This window comes from [Clostridium] symbiosum ATCC 14940 (genome assembly GCF_000466485.1).
GTDB lineage: Bacteria > Bacillota > Clostridia > Lachnospirales > Lachnospiraceae > Otoolea > Otoolea symbiosa.
On sequence record NZ_KE992879.1, the window covers coordinates 2,740 to 6,437 of the forward strand.

A 3,698-nucleotide genomic window follows, 5' to 3' on the forward strand; every position below is an offset into this window, starting at 1 on the left:
GACCCGCCGCAGGCGGAGAATCCCGCTCTCGGGAGTCTTTATCGGTACAGCTAAAGAGTAGAGCATGTTTTACCGGTTTCGGAACATGTCATTTAACTGTTGTAAAAGCTCGACATCGGAAGAGGACAGCTTTAAGTTAGTCTCAAGTGTCCTTCCGTCCGTTGTTTTCACCGACAGCTCTATAATATTGCCTTCGGCCAGGCCGTTTTGATAAACGGCATTCAAAAACATCGGAAATTTCGGATGGTTTTTTACAAATGTATCACAGGAATTTTTAATCAGCAAAAGTTCCATTGGGTTCATGGCGCACCTCCTATAATAAATTATTATGTGGCAGCAAAAGAAAAAGACCGCAGAATGAGGCGGTGATTGAAGAAGCTGCCTTCCTATTATAATAAACGCCCGGATTCCTGTCAATTCGGTCAGAAGGGCCGGGGAAACGTGACTAAATCACAGAATGCCGGTAATAGACGGTAATATAATAGCAGCAGACGGTGAAATGCAGGAAACGAAACCGGACGAATGAAAGAGTTGATTCGTACAATATAGAGTTAAGTTGAAAGGCGGATATGATGATGGAAAATAAGAAAAGACGGACATTGATAATCGGGGGAGTAGCGGGAGGGGCCACTGCGGCGGCCAGACTCAGAAGGAGGGATAATGACAGGGAGATTATTGTATTCGAAAAGGGAGAATACATTTCCTATGCAAACTGTGGGCTGCCCTATTATGTTGGAGGCGTTATCAAAGACAGAAACGCGCTGCTTCTGATGAACCCGGAGACAATGAAAGCGCGTTTTGATATTGATGTTAGAATATCAAGTGAAGTGACCGCAATAGACAGAGAGAATAAGAAACTGGCCGTTTTTGATAAAATGTCGGGGGAGACATATGAGGAACCTTACGATGACCTTGTGATCGCAACAGGCTCTTCCCCCGTGGTTCCTCCGATCCCGGGGATTGACGGCGAGGGAATTCATACACTTTGGACGGTGCCTGATACGGATCGGATAAAGAGGATAGTGGAGGAGAGAAAGCCCGAAACGGCAGCAGTCATAGGTGGCGGTTTTATCGGCCTGGAAATGGCTGAAAATCTGCAGAAGGCTGGCATCGGCGTAAGTGTAATTGAAATGCAGAATCAGGTGATGGCGCCGCTGGATTACGAACTGGCGGAACTGCTTCATGAAAATATGACAATGAACGGCGTGGAACTGATTCTGGGGGACGGAGTCGTTTCATTTGTAGCCCGGGATGACGGCTCCACCCTAATTAACCTGGCCGGAGGCCGGACAATCAGGGCAGAGATGGTACTGCTCTCCATTGGGGTAAAGCCGAACAGCGCTTTGGCACGTGCTGCGGGACTTAAGGTGAACGCTCGGGGAGGCATTGTGACGGATCAGTTTCTGAAGACTTCCGATGAAAACATTTATGCGGTAGGAGATGTCATTGAGGTCGAGAATTTTGTCCTGCAAACGCCTGCCATGATACCGCTTGCGGGGCCGGCCAACAGACAGGCCAGAATCTGCGCCGACAATCTGGCCGGCGACAGGAAAGAATACCATGGAACAATGGGGACCTCCGTTGCCAAGGTATTTGACAACACGGCAGCTGTTACGGGAGCTAATGAAAAAACCCTGAGGGTAATGGGAATGGTAAAGAATAAGGATTATTATTCTGTTCTGATCAGCCAGAAATCCCATGCGGGATATTATCCCGGTTCGACAGTCCTGCATATGAAAATGCTGTTCGGCAAAGACGGCAGGCTGTTTGGCGCCCAGGCTGTAGGCCCGGACGGGGCGGACAAACGGATAGACGTGATAGCATCGGTTATGCGCAGCCACGGAACTATTTATGATTTAGAGGAACTGGAGTCCGCCTATGCGCCGCCTTTTTCTTCAGCCAAAGATCCTGTGAATATGCTTGGTTTTACTGCTGAGAACATTCTCACCGGATTAGTGTCATTCATCAGCTGTGCAGAACTTGACGAGCTGTCGCCCGCTTCCCGGCCGGCGCAGGATATGACGATTCTGGATGTGAGGGAGGAGATTGAATTCCTGGAATACCACATCCCGGGTTCCGTCCACATTCCTCTCGGAAAGCTTCGGGGAAGACTGGACGAACTTGATAAAAATAAAATGACGGCCGTTATCTGTGCCGTCGGAATCAGGGCTTATAATGCAGCCCGCATTCTGATGCAGAACGGTTTTGGCCAGGTACGGGTTGTGGAGGGAGGAATCAATTTTTATAAGTCACAGCACTTTAGAGATTTTGATAAAGAGCTTCATGTTATTCCGGCAGAAATACCGGGATGCCCTCTTGACATGGGAAAAGGAAGGAGTTAGAAAAGAAACCATTATTTACCGGTATATCTTCCAAAAATTTTATGATATTATAGTTTTGTAACAGAAATGTAATAATTTTGAAACAACTAGGAGGATTTACCATGAAGAAATTACGTTTACTTTCAGCTGCAGCTCTGACCGTCATGATGGTTGCCGCAGCGCCGGCAATGACATCACAGGCTGCCATGTTTACGACTTGTGTTCCGGGAAACAGCTCCGGTATTATATTTAATTCAGGAATGCTTTCAGGAGGTTTCGGACAGAGAGGCGGAAACTGCCAGAGCGGAAGCAATTGTCAGAACGGAACAGACTGCTTCGGCGGAAACTGCCAGAACGGAACAGACTGCTTCGGCGGAAACTGCCAGAGCGGCAATGACTGTTTCGGCGGAAGCTGCCAGAACGGCAATGACTGTTTCGGCGGAAGCTGCCAGAACGGTAATACAGGAGCCGGATGGCAGAACGGAATCCAGACACTTCCTTCATTTGGCGGAATGCCGGTAGCATCCATGCAGGGTTCCTGCAGATAAACAGGTAACGGGAGAAATCCTAATATATAGAATAAAAAACAGACCGTATAGTGCCAGTCCGAAAACTGCCGCTGTGCGGTCTGTTTATGCGTTGCCGCATCACTTATTTTCCTTCTGCAATAATGATCTCCTGTGCATAGGGAAGAGTCTTGATCCAGTCACAGAAAGTATGCCACTCAGCCAGCTTGTGATCCTTTCTCGCATAATAAATATTGATCAGCGTCTCATAGTTGAAGGAGCATGTTCTGAGCTGGTTATAGCTGGAAGGCAGAAGCTGAATCATATCATACCAGTCATCTTTGCTTTTGGTTTCCAGGTATCTGAGGCGGATTTCTTCCAGCTTGTCCACAACGGAATGCATAAATTCCTGCGTTGCAGGTGTCATGTGGTCACAGCTGAAATCTTCCGGCGTAAACGGTTTGCTTGCGATTTTATGCATGGTGCTGCAGGAGTTTGCCACGGTTGCAATTTTATATGTATCATATTCTTTCCACCAGTAGAGCGGGGCTGTAATGTCTACAGATACGAGGATCTGACGGACATATTTGCGGTGGTCGCTGCCGGCCATGCGAAGCTTTTTTGCCAGATTCAAATCATTTGGCCCCAGGATATAACGGCCCTGCTCATCGTAGAAGCTGTCCGTGCGATTCCAGCTGTTCAGCGGGTTTCTGGCGCCGCGAAGCGCATTTTCCATATTCATTACGCTGGTTCTTTCTAATGTAATCATGGTAATTCCTTTCATTGCTTTCCTGTTTTATTGATACTAGGATTATTATATCAGAATCGAGGTAAAAATCAAATGGAGATTTAGTTAAGCAGGTGAGGACGC

The 3,698-nt window shown here is 47.5% G+C and carries 4 protein-coding genes; 2 read left to right on the plus strand and 2 right to left on the minus strand.

Going from position 1 to position 3,698, the window contains the following annotated elements; translation table 11 throughout:
- Positions 1-69: 69 nt before the first annotated feature.
- Complete coding sequence (locus tag CLOSYM_RS08630; RefSeq protein WP_003498676.1) at positions 70-303, minus strand: hypothetical protein; 234 nt, start codon at positions 301-303, stop codon at positions 70-72.
- A 266-nt stretch (positions 304-569) separates the two neighbouring features.
- On the opposite strand from CLOSYM_RS08630, the gene CLOSYM_RS08635 reads away from it, so the two are divergent.
- Positions 570-2,342 carry an FAD-dependent oxidoreductase gene (locus CLOSYM_RS08635; protein ID WP_021641826.1) on the plus strand — a complete coding sequence of 591 codons (1,773 nt, stop codon included), beginning with the start codon at positions 570-572 and terminating at the stop codon, positions 2,340-2,342.
- Positions 2,343-2,443: 101 nt separating this feature from the next.
- Positions 2,444-2,869, plus strand: a complete 426-nt coding sequence (locus tag CLOSYM_RS08640) for a hypothetical protein (RefSeq protein ID WP_021641827.1) — start codon at positions 2,444-2,446, stop codon at positions 2,867-2,869.
- Positions 2,870-2,972: 103 nt separating this feature from the next.
- On the opposite strand, the gene CLOSYM_RS08645 is transcribed toward CLOSYM_RS08640, so the two are convergent.
- The gene (locus tag CLOSYM_RS08645) at positions 2,973-3,596 is read right to left on the minus strand and encodes a hypothetical protein (protein WP_024738320.1); all 624 of its coding nucleotides are present in this window, start codon (positions 3,594-3,596) and stop codon (positions 2,973-2,975) included.
- Positions 3,597-3,698 lie beyond the last annotated feature (102 nt).

What these genes read in the sequence shown, in the direction of transcription:
- CLOSYM_RS08645 (WP_024738320.1), bottom strand. Translation starts at nt 3,596, where the DNA reads ATGATTACATTAGAAAGAACCAGCGTAATGAATATGGAAAATGCGCTT.
- CLOSYM_RS08630 (WP_003498676.1), bottom strand. Translation starts at nt 303, where the DNA reads ATGAACCCAATGGAACTTTTGCTGATTAAAAATTCCTGTGATACATTT.
- CLOSYM_RS08635 (WP_021641826.1), top strand. Translation starts at nt 570, where the DNA reads ATGATGATGGAAAATAAGAAAAGACGGACATTGATAATCGGGGGAGTA.
- CLOSYM_RS08640 (WP_021641827.1), top strand. Translation starts at nt 2,444, where the DNA reads ATGAAGAAATTACGTTTACTTTCAGCTGCAGCTCTGACCGTCATGATG.